The sequence below is a fragment of the Kutzneria sp. NPDC052558 genome (genome assembly GCF_044547355.1).
GTDB lineage: Bacteria > Actinomycetota > Actinomycetes > Mycobacteriales > Pseudonocardiaceae > Kutzneria.
This window is the reverse complement of sequence record NZ_JBIUAG010000018.1, coordinates 1-16660: the sequence shown is the minus strand read 5'-3', so window position 1 is coordinate 16660 and position 16660 is coordinate 1. Positions and strand designations below refer to the sequence as shown.

At 70.2% G+C, this 16660-nt stretch carries 16 protein-coding genes and 1 tRNA gene; 9 read left to right on the top strand and 8 right to left on the bottom strand.

Annotated elements, in window-relative coordinates; genetic code table 11:
- Window positions 1–60 precede the first annotated feature (60 nt).
- Window positions 61–2667 carry a putative bifunctional diguanylate cyclase/phosphodiesterase gene (locus ACIG5F_RS29050; protein WP_396522851.1) on the bottom strand — a complete coding sequence of 869 codons (2607 nt, stop codon included), beginning with the start codon at window positions 2665–2667 and terminating at the stop codon, window positions 61–63.
- 347 nt (window positions 2668–3014) lie between these two features.
- On the opposite strand from ACIG5F_RS29050, the gene ACIG5F_RS29045 reads away from it, so the two are divergent.
- Entirely contained in the window at window positions 3015–4031 is a 1017-nt protein-coding gene (locus ACIG5F_RS29045; protein WP_396522850.1) for a GNAT family N-acetyltransferase, read from the top strand.
- Window positions 4032–4035: 4 nt separating this feature from the next.
- Here ACIG5F_RS29045 and ACIG5F_RS29040 read toward each other — a convergent pair whose 3' ends face one another.
- The gene (locus ACIG5F_RS29040) at window positions 4036–4776 is read right to left on the bottom strand and encodes an LLM class flavin-dependent oxidoreductase (protein ID WP_396523120.1); all 741 of its coding nucleotides are present in this window, start codon (window positions 4774–4776) and stop codon (window positions 4036–4038) included.
- Window positions 4777–5140: 364 nt separating this feature from the next.
- On the opposite strand from ACIG5F_RS29040, the gene ACIG5F_RS29035 reads away from it, so the two are divergent.
- A complete protein-coding gene (locus tag ACIG5F_RS29035; protein ID WP_396522848.1) occupies window positions 5141–5596 on the top strand; it encodes a hypothetical protein in 456 nt (151 codons plus the stop codon).
- 913 nt (window positions 5597–6509) lie between these two features.
- On the opposite strand, the gene ACIG5F_RS29030 is transcribed toward ACIG5F_RS29035, so the two are convergent.
- Window positions 6510–6590, bottom strand: a tRNA-Tyr gene (locus tag ACIG5F_RS29030).
- 130 nt (window positions 6591–6720) lie between these two features.
- Between ACIG5F_RS29030 and ACIG5F_RS29025 the strand changes: the two genes are divergently transcribed.
- The gene (locus tag ACIG5F_RS29025) at window positions 6721–7212 is read left to right on the top strand and encodes a YajQ family cyclic di-GMP-binding protein (RefSeq protein WP_396522846.1); all 492 of its coding nucleotides are present in this window, start codon (window positions 6721–6723) and stop codon (window positions 7210–7212) included.
- Window positions 7213–7224: 12 nt separating this feature from the next.
- Window positions 7225–8109, top strand: coding sequence for a glucose-1-phosphate thymidylyltransferase RfbA (rfbA, locus tag ACIG5F_RS29020; protein ID WP_396522844.1), 885 nt, complete (start codon window positions 7225–7227; stop codon window positions 8107–8109).
- A gap of 304 nt (window positions 8110–8413) precedes the next feature.
- Here rfbA and htpX read toward each other — a convergent pair whose 3' ends face one another.
- From htpX to ACIG5F_RS29000, 4 genes are read right to left on the bottom strand one after another with little or no spacing between them, the layout of a single operon-like run.
- Entirely contained in the window at window positions 8414–9283 is an 870-nt protein-coding gene (gene htpX / locus ACIG5F_RS29015; protein ID WP_396522842.1) for a zinc metalloprotease HtpX, read from the bottom strand.
- Between the two features lie 5 nt (window positions 9284–9288).
- Window positions 9289–9813 carry a 4Fe-4S binding protein gene (locus ACIG5F_RS29010; RefSeq protein ID WP_396522840.1) on the bottom strand — a complete coding sequence of 175 codons (525 nt, stop codon included), beginning with the start codon at window positions 9811–9813 and terminating at the stop codon, window positions 9289–9291.
- Entirely contained in the window at window positions 9810–10391 is a 582-nt protein-coding gene (locus ACIG5F_RS29005; protein WP_396522838.1) for an NADH-quinone oxidoreductase subunit C, read from the bottom strand. The genes ACIG5F_RS29010 and ACIG5F_RS29005 overlap by 4 nt, the downstream gene beginning before the upstream one ends.
- Complete coding sequence (locus ACIG5F_RS29000) at window positions 10388–10813, bottom strand: NADH-quinone oxidoreductase subunit B (protein ID WP_396522836.1); 426 nt, start codon at window positions 10811–10813, stop codon at window positions 10388–10390. The genes ACIG5F_RS29005 and ACIG5F_RS29000 overlap by 4 nt, the downstream gene beginning before the upstream one ends.
- A gap of 100 nt (window positions 10814–10913) precedes the next feature.
- Between ACIG5F_RS29000 and ACIG5F_RS28995 the strand changes: the two genes are divergently transcribed.
- The 3 genes from ACIG5F_RS28995 (at window position 10914) to ACIG5F_RS28985 (ending at window position 13874) form a co-directional block, all read left to right on the top strand.
- Window positions 10914–11255: a hypothetical protein gene (locus tag ACIG5F_RS28995; RefSeq protein WP_396522834.1), complete on the top strand. Its 342-nt coding sequence runs from the start codon at window positions 10914–10916 to the stop codon at window positions 11253–11255.
- A gap of 108 nt (window positions 11256–11363) precedes the next feature.
- Window positions 11364–12812 (top strand): hypothetical protein, encoded by a 1449-nt coding sequence (locus tag ACIG5F_RS28990; protein WP_396522832.1) that lies wholly within the window; start codon window positions 11364–11366, stop codon window positions 12810–12812.
- Between the two features lie 306 nt (window positions 12813–13118).
- Window positions 13119–13874 carry a hypothetical protein gene (locus ACIG5F_RS28985; protein ID WP_396522830.1) on the top strand — a complete coding sequence of 252 codons (756 nt, stop codon included), beginning with the start codon at window positions 13119–13121 and terminating at the stop codon, window positions 13872–13874.
- Window positions 13875–13932: 58 nt separating this feature from the next.
- Here the strand turns inward: ACIG5F_RS28985 and ddaH are convergent, their stop codons facing one another.
- Complete coding sequence (gene ddaH, locus ACIG5F_RS28980) at window positions 13933–14802, bottom strand: dimethylargininase (RefSeq protein ID WP_396522828.1); 870 nt, start codon at window positions 14800–14802, stop codon at window positions 13933–13935.
- A gap of 75 nt (window positions 14803–14877) precedes the next feature.
- Between ddaH and ACIG5F_RS28975 the strand changes: the two genes are divergently transcribed.
- Together ACIG5F_RS28975 and ACIG5F_RS28970 are read left to right on the top strand one after the other, a co-directional pair.
- Window positions 14878–15324, top strand: a complete 447-nt coding sequence (locus ACIG5F_RS28975) for an Lrp/AsnC family transcriptional regulator (RefSeq protein WP_396522826.1) — start codon at window positions 14878–14880, stop codon at window positions 15322–15324.
- Between the two features lie 172 nt (window positions 15325–15496).
- Window positions 15497–16243, top strand: coding sequence for an enoyl-CoA hydratase (locus ACIG5F_RS28970; RefSeq protein WP_396522824.1), 747 nt, complete (start codon window positions 15497–15499; stop codon window positions 16241–16243).
- Window positions 16244–16660 lie beyond the last annotated feature (417 nt).

Below are 16660 nucleotides of genomic sequence, written 5' to 3'. Positions count from 1 at the left end.
TTAGAACTCTAGCGCACCCACCCGCCGATCACGAAATCGGGGGGTGGGTCCCGACCTGCGTCAACTGACCAACGTGAGGACCGTCTCATCGCGCAGCCCGCGCGCCCGGATCGTGCGGGCCCGCAGCCAGGCCTCGAAGCGCTCCTCGGACAGCGGCCGCGAGATCAGGTAGCCCTGGGCCACATCGCAGCCCATGCTCACCAGCTGCTCGCGGGCCGAGTCCTCCTCGACGCCCTCGGCCACCACGGTCAGCCCGAGCGAGTGCCCCAGCTCGACGATGGCCCGCACCACGGCCATGTCCGACAGGTCGGTGCCCATGCCGAGCACGAACGACTTGTCGATCTTCACCTCGTCCACCGGCAGCTGCCGCAGGTAGGCCAGCGAGGAGTAGCCGGTGCCGAAGTCGTCCACGGCCAGCGTCACGCCCATCGCGTGCAGCCGCCGCAGGACCGGCAGCGCCCGCTCCGGGTCGGACATCACGCCGGACTCGGTGAGCTCGAAGGTGAGCAGCTGCGGCGGCACGTCGTAGCGGCGCAGCGCCTCCTCGACCAGGTCGGGGAAGTTGGCGTCGGCCAGGTTGCGCACGGACAGGTTGACGGCGGTGGACATCCGCAGCCCGCGGTCCAGCCACGACCGCACCCGTTGCAGCCCCTGCTCCATCACGAACGAGGTCAACGCGTCGACCAGGCCGGTGGCCTCGACGGCCGGCACGAACTCGTCCGGGTCGAGCTGCCCGAACTCGGGGTGCCGCCACCGCACCAGCGCCTCCACCCCGACGACCTGCCGGCTGGGCAGCGCGATCTTGGGCTGGTAGTGCACGCTGACCTGGCCGGTCTCCAGTGCCGAGCGGAACTGGGTGACCAGCTGGAAGCGGCGCAGGAAGATCTGACCCATGCTCGGCGCGTAGCCGCGCACCGGGTCGCTGCCGCTGTGCGCGGCCTGCACGGCCACATCGGCCCGCTGCAACAGCGTGTCGACGTCGATCGTGTCGTCGCTGTCCTCGCTGGTGTTGGACACGTAGCCGATCAGCGCGCTGGCCTCCACGGTCAGCTTGTCCACCGGGTACGGCATGGACAGCCCGGCCTTCAGCTTCTCGCCGATCTCCTGGGCCTGCTCGTGGGTGCGGTCGACCAGCAGCGCCGCGAACGAGCCGCCCTCCAGCCGGGCCAACGGCACCTCGTTGCCGAGGGCGTCGCGCAGCCGGCGGCTGGCGGCCAGCACCATACGGTCGCCCCACGCGTAGCCGAGGGCGTCGGCCACGCCGGACATCACGTCCAGGTCGATGCGCATCACCACGCAGGTGTCCTCGCCACGCACGGGGTCGCCCGCGACCTCACGGAAGCCCGTGCGGTTGAGCAGCCCGGTCAGCGGGTCGTGGTACGCGTGGTGACGCAGCCGCCCGACCAGCCGCCGGTTGTCCATGGCGGTGGCGAGGTGGCTGGACAGCGTGCGCAGCAGCCGCACGTCGGCGCTGCCGAAGCCACGCCAGCGGCTGAGCCGGTCGTGCACCTCCATGGCGCCCAGCGGCTGGCTCGCGCCGCGCAGCGGCACCACGAGCACCTCGTACACGCCACGGCGACGCAGGGCCTCCTGCACGTCGTCGGCGGCGTCCGAGAGCTTGAAGTAGCGCACGTGGTTGCCGGCCAGCTGCAGGATCGGGTCGTCCCGGTCCGCCTCGTCGCCGTCGGGCAGCGGCACGCCCGCGACCAGGCGGCGCACGTCGTCGGTGTCCATCTTCAGGTGTAGCACCACGCGCTTGGCGTTGAGCTGGTCGCGGATGCGTTCCACGATCGCCTGCCAGTCGGCGGGGTCCTCCGGCGGCAGCACGTTGGTCAGCACCGACGCCTTGTTCATCACGTCCTGGCCGGACCGCGCCACGTTGAGGCTGACGTCGGACAGCGTCTCCAGGTCGCGCTGCTCGCGCAGCAGCCCGGAGTAAGCGCGGTACAGCGCGACCATCGAGGCGGCGAGCAGGCCGGCCAGCAGCCAGCCCCACGGCGCGGTGGTGACCAGCACGTACGCGACCAGCCCGACCGTGACGTTGAGCAGGCACACGACCAGCGAGCGCAGGCCCAGCCGGGCCGCCGCGGGCAGCCGCAGCTCGCCGCCGAGCACGTTCATTGCTCCCAGGCCGAGCGCCGTGCTGACCAGCGGCGACGTCAGCATGCCGAGCGCGGCGGCGGTCCACACCGGCACCGCCGGGAAGTCGTTGCGCAGCACGTAGAAGACGGAGTAGGGGATCGCCACCTCGAGGCACATGATGCCGACGTGGTAGCTGAGGTGGCGCAGCTTGTGGCGGTAGATCTGCACGCCCAGGCCGGCCACCAGGTAGGCCGCCAGCACCACCTCGAACGGCACCGTGACCAGGCCGAGCACCAGGGGGATCTCGGCGAAGGAGATGGTCCAGCTGACCTGGCGGACGTCGAAGTCGATGGACATCTGCTCGGACAGCAGGAAGCCGACGGCCAGCAGCGGGCCGGCGATCAGCAGTTGACCGGGGTCGATGCGGTCGGCGTGGCCGAACAGCACGGCCGTCGCGACACCGAGGCCGGCCAGCAGGACCGCCGCGGAGAACAGGCGGTAGCGCCGGGTACGCTGCGGATCAAGATGCACGCGGACCGGCGGGCGGGGCACCTCGGGATGGACGGCACGGCGGTGGTCGGTCATCCACCCTCCTCGTCGGGCCACGCAGTCAGGGGCGCCTTCCCCCTGGTCGACACTCCTGCCGGTGGTGTCCTTGGCACGACCGAGGGGTCCCGAGTGCGCCGGAACCCCTCGAATCGCAGTTTACCCCGGTTGAGCGAGTGTGGCCCGTCCAGTTGACGAAGGCAACACTCCCAGTGAACAGTTTGGCGTCAGAAAGAGCAATTTGCAGGCCCAACCGGCCTCTTGAAACGATTAAGCGGACAAAACGCCGGCAAATCGGACACTCGAACGCGTAAGTCACACCCTGTATCGGTCACCCAAAGTAATGACCGCGACTTCGCCGAGTCGTCAGTGTTGGATGACTCGACGTGGACATCGATGTCGAGCGCCAACACGCCTCCCGACTGGCCCTGCTCGACGCCCTGCTGCCGGCCGATCCGCCCCTGTCCGGGTCCATGATCGCCACTGTCGGTGCCCTCGGCCTTCCCACATTCCAGGAAGTCGCTCCCGAGTCCCTGGACGCCACCTGGGCTCCCCTGCGCCGCCACGGCCTGTCCGTCCGCCTCGCCGGCGCCGACCTCGGTCCGCTGCTCGACCTGTGGGAGTCCCACCTGGCCCGGGCCGCCGTCCCCGGCGACCTCGACTGCGCCGCCCACATCACCTGGCCCAGCCGCGACACCGCCGCCGTGCCCGCCCTCGTCCATCACGGCTTCGCCCCGCTGATCGTCACCGCCGTCCGCCGCGCCGGCGTCTTCGGACCTACCACCACCTTCGTGCCCTCCCCTGCCAGGGCCTCCACCCAGGCGCCCACAACCGCGCCTTCCGGTCACCCCAACCCCGGCTCGTCCGCCCCGGCCGGCCATTCCGCCGCCGCGCCGTCGGCTCCGCCACTGCCCGGCTTCACCATCCGCGTGGCCACGAAGGCGGACTTGGCTGCGTGTGTCGCACTGAATCTCGACGTCGTTCGCTACGACTCCCAGTTCGGCGTGATCACCGAGCGGCCGTCCACCGAGGCCGGCCTCCGCCAGAACACGGCCGAGATGCTCGAGCGCGACCGGCCGTGCGTCTGGCTGGCCGAGGTCGCGGGTCGGCCCGCCGGCATCGTCACCGTCGACCTGCCGCCGCATTCGGACTGGATCGCCGGCCGCACCTCGGCCGGGCCCGTCGCCTACCTGGGTCTCGGCGGCGTGCGCGCGGACCTGCGCGGCAGCGGGGTCGGCAGCGCCCTCGTCAACCACGTCCACCGCGAGCTCGACGCCGCCGGCATCGCCGTCACCCTGCTGCACTACGCGCTTCCCAACCCGCGCTCGGCGCCTTTCTGGTCCACGCAGGGCTACCGTCCACTCTGGACCAGCTGGTATCGCCGCCCGGCCCTGCGCGACTGACCCGCTACCGGCCCGACAGTGCCCGCACCAGCGGGGCAGCCGCCTCGAGCTCCCGGTCCGACACGACCAGATAGGACAGTCCGAGGCGCTCGCGGCGCTGGTGGGCCAGCTCCACGACGTGGTCGAGCGGGCCCAGGAACTTCGCCGGCATGTCCTCGACGAGCTCCGCCGCGCCCGCGCCCCAACCATGCTCGACGGCGTACCGCTCGGCCGCGGCCCGCGGGTCGTCGGCCAGGTCCACCGACACCACCGAGCTGATCTCCACGTCTCGGCCTTCGGCGCGAACCAAGTCCGCCTTCGCTGCGAATGCGCTACTAAGTCGCTCCTCCATGGCGTCGGAAATGGTCCCGCCGGGCAAGGCCTTGGCCAGGATGCCGACCGTGTCCGCCTCTCGCCCGGCCAGCCGCAGCATTCGCGGACTGCCGGCCCCGATCAACAGCGGCGGCGGCACGTCCACGGCCGGAAAGCTGGTCACGCCGTCAACCCGGTAGTGCTCGCCCTCGAACCGGACTTCCTTGCCCGCGAACAGTTCCTTCAGCAGCCGCACCGACTCCGCCAGCCGGCCCACCCGCACGCCCGCCCGGTCGAACACCATGCCCGCGGCCTCGTACTCGACCCGCAGCCAGCCCGCGCCCAGGCCCAGCTCGAACCGCCCGCCGGACAGCTGGTGCAGCGTCGCAGCCTCCTTGGCCAGCAGCACCGGATGCCGGTAGTCGTTGTCCAGCACCAGAGTCGCGACCTTCAGGCGGCTCGTCGCCCATGGCCGCCGCGGCCAGCCCGATCAGCGGCGCCACCTGGTTCCCGAACGGCTCCGGCACGAAGTGGTCCCGCAGCAACACCGTGTCGTAGCCCAGTTCCTCGGCCCGCCGGGCCGTCGCCACCACTTCCGCGACGCCGCCCGCCGTCTCCGCCAACACCCCGAATCGAAATGCACCCACACGTCGATCGTGACGCCTTCCCCGCTACTCGCTGGCGGCTTTCGGCCATCTCGTTTCGACCCCCGCTTGACAGGTCTCCACCAGCGCAAACACCCGATTCCAAGATCGCCACGACCGGGCTTGGAGCGGCCGCACCCTCGATCGTTCTAGCGTGGCGACAGGAGGTCACGTATGCGCACAAGCGTCCAGATCAGGGGCGAGGAAGAGATCGGCGACCGGAGTTACGCCGTCCACGTCCAGATGGACACCGAGGTGTCCGTCACGGTCCAGCTCGAAGCCCAGTTGCCCGACGGCGCGGTTGTCGCCGAGGGCAGCTTCATCCTGCCGGTCACCGATCTCGTGCCGGCCGGCCAACTCATCGAGGCCACGCTGCGAGGCCTGGCCACCGTTCGCGGCGGGGGCCGCATGTCGTCGAAGTCACGCCCGGCCCCGGCCAATGCCGGCACCCCGTGGACTCCAGAACAGGACGAGGAGCTCCGTCGCTTGTGGACGATGGGCGACCGGGCCATTCCCCAGCTCGCCCTCGACTTCGCCCGCAGCCGCGCCGCGATCAAGGCCCGGTTGAGCCATCTCGGCCTCGACCCCGACACCCCTGGCCAGTCTCAACCAAAGATCACAAACCCATGACAACACTCGAACTCATGTTCGAACTCGTGGTACGCTTGCTCTCGTGGCCGGCGTCATTGGGAGGGGAAGCCCCAGGCGCCGGCCATCTCACTTCGGCGCCCCTGCTCACCCCCGCGCCCCTCTGCACTTCGGCGCCTTTCCCACCCCGCCGCCACCTTCACAGCCGCACCCCACCCCGCCGGCACTCCCCACCGCCGTCCAGCGCCGGTCCTGACCTCGCCGCCCCCTTCCCCCCGGCCCTCGACCCAGGCGGCTGACGCACATACCCCCGAGCCCCACCGGCGAGCCCACCCCAGACTCCACAGTGGACCCCAGCCCACAGCCGCCCTATCCCCACCACATCACAACAAGGCCACGCCCACCCTCGCCCCACACGGCCCGATCACACCCCAACACCACACGCTCCCCCCCACCCATCGACCTGGCCGCCTTCGAGCAGTCGGCAGCCAGCCAGCCAACTCGCCGTCGGTAACCGATTACGGGCCCCACCAATGCCACGACTGGACTCGCAGTCCTTCCGCAGCCCCATCACTGCGTCCAAGCGACAGGCCAAGCCGGTGCGGTTCCTCAGTCCCTTCCCCCGACCAAGAGACAAGGCAAGACACCACCCAGCGATGGCGAAGCCGAGAAACACACCCTCACCGTCACCCAGGAGACCGACCACACCAACGCACGACGGCGAAGCCGAGAAACAGAACCGCTTCGTCACCCACGCGAGAGAAGCCACCACCAGACCCAGCACCGACGAGCCCTCAGATCACCCTCGTCGCCACCTCAGCGGGTCCTGCACCCAACCACGGGGGTGCAGGGGGCGGAGCCCCCTGCCTTGGGGTCTGGGGCGAGAGCCCCAGAAAACACGACAAGCGGGCTATGTCTGTGCTTTACAACAGACATAGCCCGCCCATCCCGCGCGTGCCAGGTGAAGGATTTGAACCTCCGAAGCTTTCGCGGCTGATTTACAGTCAGCTCCCTTTGGCCGCTCGGGCAACCTGGCTCGGCTTCACGGACCGGTGGTGGCGTCCGCGGGGTGAACTATACATAACCCGTGGGGGCGGTCTCCAACGGGTATCCCTACGGGTAGCCTCCGTGGGTCTAGCGGACCGGTGTGCGGAGGTGCAGGACTCGTGGCGGACCCGTCGTTCGACGTGGTGAGCAAGGTCGACCGGCAGGAGGTCGACAACGCGGTGAACCAGGCCGGCAAGGAGCTGTCGACCCGCTTCGACTTCCGGGGCACCGGGGCGTCGGTGGCCTGGGCGGGCGAGGAGGCGATCACGATCCAGGCGGAGACCGAGGAGCGCTGCTCGGCGGCGGTCGAGGTCTTCAAGGAGAAGCTGATCAAGCGCAACATCTCGCTGAAGGCGTTCGAGGTGGGCGAGCCCGCGGTGTCCGGCAAGATCTACAAGGTCACCGGCAAGATCGTGCAGGGGATCGAGTCGGACAAGGCGAAGAAGATCTCCAAGGCGATCCGCGACGAGGGCCCGAAGGGCGTGCAGGCGCAGATCCAGGGCGACCAGCTGCGGGTGTCGGCCAAGAAGAAGGACGACCTCCAGACGGTGATCGCGCTGTTGAAGTCCAAGGACTTCGAGATCGCGCTCCAGTTCACGAACTACCGGTAGGGGGAACGGGGCATGAAGGGGATCGTGCTGGCCGGGGGCAGTGGCACCCGGTTGCATCCGATCACGCAGGCGGTGTCCAAGCAGCTGCTGCCGGTGTACGACAAACCGATGATCTTCTACCCGCTGTCGGTGCTGATGCTGGCCGGCATTCGCGAGGTGCTGATCATCTCCACGCCCACGGACCTCCCGAACTTCCGCCGGCTGCTGGGTGACGGCAGCCAGTTCGGGCTGTCGCTGAGCTACGCGGAGCAGCCGCAGCCCAACGGGCTGGCCGAGGCGTTCATCATCGGCGAGCAGTTCGTCGGCGACGACAGCGTCGCGCTGGTGCTGGGCGACAATATCTTCTACGGCCAGGGCTTCGCCTCGATGCTGCAGAAGCACGCCGCCGGCATCGACGGCTGTGTGCTGTTCGGCTACCCCGTGCGCGACCCGGAGCGCTACGGCGTCGGCGAGGTCGACGGCACCGGCAAGCTGGTGTCGATCGAGGAGAAGCCGGCCCAGCCGCGCTCGAACAAGGCGATCACCGGCCTGTACTTCTACGACAACGATGTGGTGGAGATCTCCAAGAACCTGAAGCCGTCGCCCCGCGGCGAGCTGGAGATCACCGACGTCAACCGCATCTACCTTGAGCAGGAGAAGGCCCGCCTGGTCGACCTGGGCCGCGGCTTCGCCTGGCTGGACACCGGCACCCACGACTCCCTGCTGGAGGCCGGCCAGTTCGTGCAGGTGCTGGAGCACCGGCAGGGGGTGCGGATCGCCTGTCTCGAGGAGATCTCCCTGCGCATGGGCTACATCGACGCCGACTCCTGCTACGCCCTGGGGCAGAAGCTGGCCAAGTCCGGCTACGGCCAGTACGTGATGGACGTCGCCGTGTCGGCGGGCGCCACCCCGGCCTGACCCGCACCGCCGCTCTCGACGGCCGCCGACCCCGCCGGGTCCGGCGGCCGTCGCTTTCCCGGGCCTGGCAGTGATCTCACGCCATCGGTGGTCCCCCACCGGCGGCCATCTCGCACCGGCGGCCAGTTCGGACCCAGCGGTGTTGTCGGCCCCAGCGGCGATCCGAGGCCGGTGACTGGTCCGAGGCCGGTGATGGACCAGTGGGGCGGGCCTGGCCTGCTGGCCGCTTCGGCGCAGCCATGGACCTGGCACGGGGCGTCGGATGGGCGATGGCCTGGCCTGGCGGTGGTCCTCGGCCGGCGGCTCAGCGGAAGTGGCCGCCGCGGGCCATCTCCTCCAGGCGGCGGATGCGCTCCTGGATCGGCGGGTGGGTGGAGAACAGGCGGGCGCCGGCCTCGCCGGCGCGGAAGGGGCTGGCGATCATCAGGTGGGACTGGGAGACGAGGGAGGGGTCGGGGGGCAGGGGGGCGGCCTGGGTGCCGCGTTCCAGTTTGCGCAGGGCGGCGGCCAGGCCGAGGGGGTCGCCGGTGAGCTGGGCGCCGGACTGGTCGGCCTGGAACTCGCGGGAGCGGCTGACCGACATCTGCACGATGCCGGCGGCCAGCGGCGCGACGAGGGCGATCAGCAGCAGGGCGACGGGGTTGGGGCGGTCATCGTCGTCGCCGCCGAAGATGCCGGCGAACATGGCCAGGTTGGCCAGCACGGTGACCACGCTGGCCAGGGCGCCGGCCACGCAGGAGATGAGGATGTCGCGGTTGTAGACGTGGGAAAGCTCGTGGCCGAGCACGGCGCGCAGCTCACGCTCGTCGAGCAGCTCCAGGATGCCGGTGGTGCAGCACACGGCGGCGTTGGCGGGGTTGCGGCCGGTGGCGAACGCGTTGGGGGCCAGGGTGGGGCTGATGTACAGCCGCGGCATGGGCTGCCGGGCGGAGGTCGCCAGCTCGCGCACGATCCGGTACATCACGGGCTGCTCGACCTGCGACACCGGGCGCGCGTGCATGGCGCGTAGCGCCAGCTTGTCGGAGTTGAAGTAGGCGTAGGCGTTCATGCCGAGGGCCACCACCAGCCCGATCAGCAGTCCGGTCCGGCCGAAGAACTGGCCGATCAGCAGGATCAGGCCGCTGAGCGCACCGAGCAGCAGCGCCGTCTTCAACCCGTTGACGTGCTTGTGCACCTTGTTCAGCCTCCGGGTCGTCGCGTCCTTCCTGACAACGTTCCCGGCCTGGTCGCAGTTCCGGGAGCGCCTCGCGCGGGGCGGCCCGGCGCGGCCTCGGGCGCGGCGTCGGCGGCCGCGTCCAGGGGTGGGGGCGGCGGCACCTGGGCGACCCATTTGCCCAGGTCGGACCGCTCGTGCACGAGTTCGGCGACGGCGTGCTCGCCGGTGCCGGGGTAGTCGTGCTCGGGCGCCCAGTGCAGCGCGTCGAAGGGGCAGACCTCGACGCAGATGCCGCAGTAGAGACACTGGCCGTAGTCGATGGCGAACCGGTCCAGCACGTTCTGCTGCCGCGGCCGGGCCGCGCCTTGCTGCTGCACGGTCTCGGTGTGCGAGTCGATGTGGATGCACCAGTCGGGGCACTCACGCGCGCAGATCATGCACACCGTGCAGTTGGCCTCCAGCAGGGCGATCACGCCACGGGTACGGGCCGGCAACGGCTCGGCATCCGCCGCCGGGAAAGGCTGGTCCGGCTCGGGGGGCTGGGTCATGACGGGTCCTCCTCTCGGCGCGGGCCCCAGGAGGGATCCGGCACGCCGGGGGGTGCGAGGCGACGGCGGCTGGGGGCGGCGGTGGACTCGCCGGGTTCGAGGGCGCCGGGCCAGGGGCGGACGACCCGGGAGGCGAGCACGAAGTCCTTGCGCAGCGGGTGGCCGGCGAAGGTCTCGGACAGCAGCAGATGCGCGGGCGGCGGGCCGGCGAGGGCGAGGCCGAACATCTCGGCGGCCTCGCGTTCGTGCCAGGCGGCCCCGGCCCACACGGGCGCGACGCTGGGCAACTGCTCGTCCGCACTCACTTCGGTACGCAGCAGCAGGCCGTTGCGGCTCAACGGTTCGACCACGTGCAGCAGCACGGTGTGCCGCTCGCCGACCGAGCCGGGGCGGCCGGCGTCCTCGGCGCCGAGCCAGTCGAACAGGGTGCAGCCGAGATCGTCGCGGGCCATCTGCGCGGCGCTCACCCAGTCGTCGAGCGGCACGGTGACGACGGACTGGGCGAAGGCGGCCTTGGTTGCGGCTGACGGCAGCAGGTCAGCCATTCGTGCCGCGAGTTCACCGGACGCGGCGGTCATGCGGTCACCATCCGGTGCAGGGCGCGCATGCCGTCCAACAGCGCCTCGGGCCGCGGCGGGCAGCCCGGCACGGCGACGTCGACCGGCAGCATCTGGTCGATTCCCTTGGTGACGCAGTAGGAATCCCAGTACGGCCCGCCGGTGTTGCTGCACGCGCCGACCGACAGCACGTACTTCGGCTCCGGCAGCTCCTCGTAGGTGGCGACCACGGCCGGCAGCATCACGTCGGTAACGGTTCCGGAAACCACAAGCACATGGGCGACCTCGGGAGCGTCGGCCGACACCGGTTCCGGGGCCTGGGCCCCGCGACCGTGCAGCGCGGCCATCACCTCGACGCCGCAGCAGGCCAGGCCCAGGTCGAGCACCGTCACCTCGTAGCGGGTGCCCCAGTTGAGCCGAACGGTCGACGTCGTCGTGGTCACGAAGGGCAAGCCTAGACGTGCCAATGGCAGGGCTTGTGCCGGTGGCGATGATGAGCCCGTGAGCTTCTGGGAGGAACTCGGGCCCGAAGAGTACTGGGTCATGATCAACACAATTGAGGAGGCCTACCTCAACGGGGTGATCTCCGATTTCCTCGGGCACTCCGAGCGGTGCGGCACGGTCTGGATCCCCGGCGCCGACGAGGAGGCGATCCGACGGCTGATCCCCCGGTTCCGCCGGGTGGTCCGCGACCTCATCGACCGGGACCTGGTGGAGATCAGGGAACCGTGCAACGCGATCTGGGAGGACGCCCCCGAGCTGGACGACGGCGAGGTCGACGAGGTGCTCGCCGACCCGGGCACCTGGATCAAGGCGCACGGCAGCGTGAACCGGATGGTGATGTTGATGCCGACCGCCCGGGCCGACCGCCTGATTTCGCGCTGAGGCCCCAATACCGTTGCCAGACCGTGCTTCTGGCCGCCTGGCGGCGGGCTCTATGCTTCGAAGCATCCGGCGCTCGCCGGCCTCAAGGCACCTCAGCTAAGTGAGTCCATGACTATGGATCATCAGTTTCGTGCGCTCTCCGAGCGCCTCCGTGGTCTGTTCGGCGGTCGGCGGATCGTCCTCGCCGGCGGCACCCGGCTGTCCAGGCGTGTGCAGGAACTGCACCACCTCGGCGCCGACCGCACGCTCGTGATCAGCACCGATGATGCCGCGCCGCTGTACGACCCGGAGGTGGCCACCTGGCTGCCGCTGGGCATCAGCGGTCTGATCGCCACGGAACAGATGGGCCTTGAGGAAGCGCTGAGTAGTCCCGCCCCGGAGCTGGCCGGGGCGCTGCGCGAGTTCGACCCGGCCGGGGACGCGCTGGTGATCGGCTCGCACTACATGACACTGCCCGAGGTCGGCGGCCGTCCCGTGCTCAACTCCCGTCGGCCCGAATGGGTGGCGCTGGAGAACAAGACCACGATCGACTCGCTGTGGCGGGACCTGTCGGCGCCGCACGCGCCGGCCGTGGTGTTCGACGCCACCGGCGACTCGTTCGACTCGCTGTGGGAGGCGTCCACGCTGCTGGACAGCGGCTGGGGCGTGGTGTGGTCGGGCGACGGGCCGGCGATCAACGGCGGAGCCAACTTCGTGCGCCGGGTGCGGACCCGGTCCGAGGCCAGGCGGGTGTTCCGGCACCTGGCCCCCAAGTGCGACTTCATCCGGGTGATGCCGTTCCTGGAGGGGATCCCGGTTTCCGTGCACGGCATCGTCTTCCCGGACGGCACCGCCGTGCTGCGTCCGATCGAGATGGTCGTGCCGCGCCGCACCGAGTCCGCCCGTTTCCTCTACGCCGGGTGCGCCAGCTTCTACGACCCGCCCGCGCACATCCGGGACGAGATGCGGTCGCTGGCCCGCCGGGTCGGCGAGCAGCTGCGCACCTCCGTCGGCTACCGCGGCACGTTCACCCTGGATGGCGTGGCCACCGAGGACGGCTTCCGGCCCACCGAGATCAACACCCGCTACGGCGGCGCGATGACGTGCTTCGAGGACGCGCTGCCGCAGGTGCCGATCGCGCTGGTCCAGGTCGCCCTGGTCGCCGGGCACGACATCGGCATGGGCTCCATGGAGTTCGAGGACATGCTGGTCGCCGCGGCCGACAACCACCGCATCACCTCCATCGGCGCGAACGTGAAGGCCGTCTCGCCCACGCACGAGGTCGAGCGGCCCGTGGTGTGGACCGAGTGGGCGTGCCGGTGGGCGCACGAGGACGAGGCTCCACATGGGACGCTGCGGCTGCGGCCCGGCCGCATCGGCGGCCGGCTGGAGCTGGACCTGTTCCAGGACATGGTGCGCCCCGGCCGGGCCGCCGCGCCCCTGGTGGTGTCCGCCTTCGCCCTCGCCGACCAGGACTGGTGCACCGGCCTCGGCCGCCTGGAGCCGGCCCTGGCCGTCGCCGAGACCGATGTGGACGAGCTGCTCGCGTCCGTGGAGCAGACCGCCGTCACCGCCTGACCCACTGTCCCGAGTGGATTCCCGACCGTCGGTCACTCGTCGAGTGGCCGACGGTCGTTCGGGTCCTGACGACAGTGGCAGTGTTCCCGTTGATCGTGCCGGCCCGGACGACCGGCTGGTCGGTCTTCGGTCCAGGCCATCCGCGCCGCCAGGTCGCCGTTTCGATCCCGGGCGCACCCGGCCCTGTGGTGCGCGCGATGGTGTCCGGTCGTCGTACGCCGGGTCGCTATGGCTGTTCGCCCGGCAACCGTTCCACCCCACCAAATGTCGATCACCAGGCTGCCGCCGGAGGGTCATACTCGGGGCGTGGGCAACGAGGCTGACCGACCGACCAATGACATCGCCAACGTCATCAACGGTGACCTGTCCGGAGTCCAAGCCGGCATCATTCACGGTGACGTGCACGTCCATGCGTCCGCCGAGCCGGGCGACGAGGTGCCGGCGGTCTTCGACCACGTGCCGGAGACGCAGGACGAGATCGCCTACGTCATCAGTCATCGACCGTGGGAATGGCCGTACGTGCTGTACGCGGGGGTGCTCCAGGTGGGGCTGCGCGACATCAAGCGGCGGCCGGAGGAACGGGGGAAATCACCGCTGACCTTCGCCGACAGACGCGCCGCGATCAGCCACGCGTCGCCCCTGCTGGACGAGCTCGATTCGATACTCGAGGACTTCAGGCGCACCTTCGACGTCCAGATCATGTCGAAGGCGTTCGGCGAACCCGGTCGGCCGGGCGAGTGGCGGCTGGTCACCGACATCGCTCGTCGGCAGGTCGCCGCCTACGAGAAGATGCGGGCCTGGGCGGTTTCCGTGCGTACGGCCAAGGTCCCGCGGCAGGTTCACCGCGCCTACGAGTTGACGAGCCACGTCGCCGACCAACCGATGGGCGATATCGAGATCTTCGTGGGACGGCTGGTCTCCGGCGTGAACGACATGCTGGGAGAGGCGGCGCGGGATCTGACTCGGTCGCACGTGCTGTCGATCACCTGCGATCTCACCGTCGACAACAAGCTCCTGGCGGAGCTGACCAAGGAGATCGCCAGGGCCGGCAAACGCTGGTGACAACGTGGGAGCGCCGGCGCCGGGGCTGGTCGGGGCAGCGCCGGCGCCGGCGTGGCTGTCAGTCGCGAAGCTCCATGGTGCAGCACTTGGGGCCGCCGCCGGATTTGCGGAGCTCGGAGATGTCGACGTACACGGGCTGGTAGCCGCGGGCGGCGAGGCGGGAGCCGAGGTCGGTGGCCTCGAGGGGGAGCACGACGTTGTGGCCGTCGGAGACGGCGTTGACGCCGAGGCACTCGGCGTCGGCGGCGGTGGCGATGACGGCGTCGGGGAACAGGCGCCGGAGCACGCGCTGGGAGCCGGGCGAGAAGGCCTCGGGGTAGTAGCAGATCTCGGGCCGGGCGGAGCGGTCGTCGAGGACGAACAGCGCGGTGTCGAGGTGGTAGTAGCGCGGGTCGACCAGGCGCAGGGAGACGAACGGCACGCCGAGGACTTCCTGGGCCTCGGCATGGGCGCCGGGGTCGGTGCGGAAGCCGGTGCCGGCGAGCATCACGGAGCCGGTCCAGGCGAAGTCGCCCTCGGCCTCGTTGACGCAGGTGGGCATCACGACATCGCGGTAGCCGTTGCGGAGGAACCAGCGGCGGAAGTGGTCGGCCTCGGCGGCCCGCTGCTCGGCGCGGAACCGGGAGCCGAGCACGACGCCGTCGACGACGGTGCCGGAGTTGGCGGCGAAGACCATGTCGGGCAGCCCGGGGGCGGGCTCGATGAGCTCGACCTTGTGCCCGAGGTCCTCGTAGACGTCCTTGATGGCGGTCCACTGCTCGATCGCCAGGGACGTGTCCACCGGACGCTCGGGATCCATCCAGGGGTTGATCGAGTACTCGACGGTGAAGTACTCCGGCGGGCACATCAGGTACCGACGGGTGGTGGGCACCCGGACCTGGGCGATCTGCTCCGAGGACGGGAGCGGCGCGTCGAGCGTGGCGGACATGGATCGAAATGTAAGTGGTGGGAGGACCATCGATCAACGCCGCTGCATTGCGTCTGATGGTGCAGAATGTTGCGCATGGACGCCATCGACCAGCGAATCGTTTCGTGCCTGGTGACCGACGCCCGGTCGAGCTATGCGGAGATCGGCAACACGGTTGGCCTGAGCGCCCCCGCGGTCAAGCGGCGGGTGGACAAGCTGCTCGATTCGGGAGTCCTGCGCGGCTTCACGGCGGTGGTGGATCCGGAGGCCCTGGGCTGGGGCACAGAGGCGTTCGTCGAGGTGCACTGCATGGGCAACGTCACGCCGTCGGAGATCCGCGGCCGGCTGGAGCCGCTGCCCGAGGTGGTGGCGGCCTACACGGTGTCGGGCGCGGCGGACGCGATCGTGCACCTGCGGGCGGCCAACATCCATCACCTGGAGACGGTGCTGGAGCGGTTGCGCGGCCTGGACATCATCGACCGGACCATCTCCACGGTGGTCCTTTCAACGCTCCTGGACCGACCCCCGGCCCCGGAGCACTAGGGGGTGTCCCGTGGATCAAGACCGCGATAGCCGCGCCGATGCGGCCCCTGACGACACCGCGGAAACGCCCGAATACGACCCGGTATGAGGGCGTTCCTGCAGCGCCACCAGGAACCACCTCGATCCCGACTCTCATCGCCCAGATCCACGGGACACCCCCTAGCCTTCGGCCATGAGCCAGATCCTTGTCGAGCGCCGTGACCGGGTCGCGGTGCTGACGGTGCACGACCCGGACCGCCGCAACGCCCTGAACCTGGCGCTGGCCGCCGAGCTGGCCGAGGCCGTCCGGGCATGCGAGGCGGACGAGCAGGTCGGCGCGATCGTCGTCACGGGCACGCCGCCGGCGTTCTGCGCGGGCGCGGACCTGACGGCGCTGGGCGAGGCCCGCGAGAAGGGCCTGCGCGACATCTACGCGGGTTTCCTGGCGGTGGCGAACTGTTCGCTGCCCACGGTCGCGGCGGTCAACGGCGCGGCGGTCGGGGCGGGCCTGAATCTGGCGCTGGCCTGCGACGTGCGGCTGGCCGGCGAGCGGGCGCGGTTCGACGCCCGGTTCCTCCAGCTGGGCATCCACCCGGGCGGCGGCATGACCTGGATGCTGCAACGGATCGTCGGCCCACAGCAGGCGGCCGCGATGACGCTGTTCAGCCAGGTGTACGACGCGAAGGCGGCCTTGGCAGCGGGGCTGGTGCTCGACGTGGCCGACGACGTGGTGGAGCGGTCGGTGCAGCTCGCGAGCCAGGCGGCGCAGGCCCCGCGGGAGCTGGTGATCGCGACCAAGCGCACGATGCGGGCGACGGCGGCGACATCCGCGCACGTCGACGCGGTGGAGTTGGAGATCGTGCCCCAGCTGGCCTCGATGGACTCGCCGGCGTTCACGGAGCGGTTGACGGCCCTGCGCCGGCGCATCAGCAGCAATTGATGGCGTTTCCCACATGTCGGACAGCGACACACATTACTGTGACGTGCGCCGCACATCCGCCTGTCTTCTTACCGGCGGTAAGTACCGTTAACACCAGGTTGGGAGCGCCACGCCGAGCCGACGGTGAACAGGGATCACCAGGATCTGGGACTACACCGGTTGCCCGACGACTACGCTCGTGAGATAGCGCCGGGCCGGCGCCGCCAGTCGGCCGCGGCGTGACGTGGCCGAGGAGAAAGGCACTGTCGAGCCCATGAGCATTGACGTGGGTAGGGGGACGCGCACCACGGACGTCCGCAAGGTTGATCGAGTTGTGATCCGTTTCGCCGGTGACTCCGGCGACGGCATGCAGCTCACCGGTGACCGGTTCACCTCCGAAGCAGCCGCCTTCGGCAACGACCTCGCCACCTTGCCGAA

Excerpts from the sequence above, each read along its gene's own strand:
- ACIG5F_RS29010 (WP_396522840.1), bottom strand. The coding sequence starts at position 9,813 with ATGACCCAGCCCCCCGAGCCGGACCAGCCTTTCCCGGCGGCGGATGCC.
- ACIG5F_RS29005 (WP_396522838.1), bottom strand. The coding sequence starts at position 10,391 with ATGACCGCCGCGTCCGGTGAACTCGCGGCACGAATGGCTGACCTGCTG.
- ACIG5F_RS29050 (WP_396522851.1), bottom strand. The coding sequence starts at position 2,667 with ATGACCGACCACCGCCGTGCCGTCCATCCCGAGGTGCCCCGCCCGCCG.
- ddaH (WP_396522828.1), bottom strand. The coding sequence starts at position 14,802 with ATGTCCGCCACGCTCGACGCGCCGCTCCCGTCCTCGGAGCAGATCGCC.
- ACIG5F_RS29035 (WP_396522848.1), top strand. The coding sequence starts at position 5,141 with ATGCGCACAAGCGTCCAGATCAGGGGCGAGGAAGAGATCGGCGACCGG.
- ACIG5F_RS28970 (WP_396522824.1), top strand. The coding sequence starts at position 15,497 with ATGAGCCAGATCCTTGTCGAGCGCCGTGACCGGGTCGCGGTGCTGACG.
- ACIG5F_RS28975 (WP_396522826.1), top strand. The coding sequence starts at position 14,878 with ATGGACGCCATCGACCAGCGAATCGTTTCGTGCCTGGTGACCGACGCC.
- ACIG5F_RS28990 (WP_396522832.1), top strand. The coding sequence starts at position 11,364 with ATGACTATGGATCATCAGTTTCGTGCGCTCTCCGAGCGCCTCCGTGGT.
- rfbA (WP_396522844.1), top strand. The coding sequence starts at position 7,225 with ATGAAGGGGATCGTGCTGGCCGGGGGCAGTGGCACCCGGTTGCATCCG.
- ACIG5F_RS28995 (WP_396522834.1), top strand. The coding sequence starts at position 10,914 with ATGATCAACACAATTGAGGAGGCCTACCTCAACGGGGTGATCTCCGAT.